The following is a 1,429-nucleotide window of genomic DNA, read 5'->3' as shown; positions in this document are numbered from 1 at the left end:
TCCGGCAAGGCCCGCGAACTGGCACTGTCCTACGCCAAGGCCATTGGCGGCACCCGTGCAGGCGTCATCGAGACCACCTTCACCGAAGAAACCGAAACCGACCTCTTCGGCGAGCAGGCTGTCCTCTGCGGCGGTACCTCCCAGCTGGTCCAGTACGGCTTCGAGGTCCTCACCGAGGCCGGCTACAAGCCCGAGGTTGCCTACTTCGAGGTCCTCCACGAGCTCAAGCTCATCGTTGACCTCATGGTTGAAGGCGGCATCGCCAAGCAGCGCTGGTCCGTCTCGGACACCGCGGAATACGGCGACTACGTCTCCGGTCCCCGCGTCATCACCCCCGAGGTGAAGGAAAACATGAAGGCTGTCCTGAAGGACATCCAGGACGGCACCTTCGCCAAGCGCTTCATCGACGACCAGGACGCCGGCGGACCCGAGTTCGCCGAACTGCGCAAGAAGGGTGAAGACCACCCGATCGAGGCCACCGGCCGCGAACTGCGTAAGCTGTTCTCCTGGATCAAGACCAGCGACGACTACACCGAAGGCTCCGTAGCCCGCTAGGACAACCGCCGGGCGGACCTCAGGGAAGCCCTGCATATAACGACAGAGAGGCCGGGTTCACACTTAACAATGTGAGCCCGGCCTTTCCGTCGGCCTAGACTTGTTCCATCCCAAGGACTGCAACGCAGAGGATCAGCCGTGTCAAAACCCGTAGTACTGCTCGCCGAAGAACTTTCGCCCGCCACCATCGAGGCCCTGGGCCCGGACTTCGAGATCCGCCAGACCGACGGCGCCGACCGCTCCCAGCTGCTCTCCGCCATCGCCGACGTGGACGCCATCCTGGTCCGCTCCGCCACCCAGGTGGACGCCGAGGCCATTGCCGCAGCCAAGAACCTCAAGGTCATCGCCCGTGCAGGCGTTGGCCTGGACAACGTTGACATCAAGGCCGCCACCCAGGCCGGTGTCATGGTGGTGAACGCCCCGACGTCGAATATCATCTCGGCGGCCGAACTGACCGTCGGCCACATCCTCAGCCTCGCCCGCCACATTCCGCAGGCGAGCTCAGCGCTCAAGGACGGCGAGTGGAAGCGCTCCAAGTACACGGGCATCGAATTGTTCGAGAAGAAGATCGGCATCATCGGCCTCGGCAGGATCGGCGCCCTGGTTGCCGCCCGCCTCAAGGGTTTCGACACCAAGATCCTCGCCTACGATCCCTACATCACCTCAGCCCGCGCGGCCCAGCTTGGCGTGCAGCTGGTGACGTTGGACGAGCTGCTCGCCCAGTCGGACTTCATCACCATCCACATGCCCAAGACGCCCGAGACCGTTGGCATGCTCGGCGCTGACGCCTTCAAGAAGATGAAGAGCTCCGCCTATGTCATCAACGTGGCCCGTGGTGGCCTGGTGGACGAGGAAGCACTTTTCACAGCCCTCC

At 63.5% G+C, this 1,429-nt stretch carries 1 protein-coding gene and 1 pseudogene; both read left to right on the top strand.

The genetic code is table 11. The annotated features are described in order from the left end of the window. Positions 1 to 555 (top strand): annotated as a pseudogene (locus DBR22_RS24860) (ketol-acid reductoisomerase); the annotation flags it as partial. Between the two features lie 138 nt (positions 556 to 693). After that, a partial coding sequence (locus DBR22_RS20050) for an NAD(P)-dependent oxidoreductase (protein ID WP_308810245.1) occupies positions 694 to 1,429 on the top strand: 736 nt, incomplete at its 3' end.

The sequence above is a fragment of the Arthrobacter sp. HMWF013 genome, from assembly GCF_003061105.1.
Classification (GTDB): Bacteria; Actinomycetota; Actinomycetes; order Actinomycetales; family Micrococcaceae; genus Arthrobacter.
This window is presented reverse-complemented; position numbering and strand designations above follow the sequence as displayed.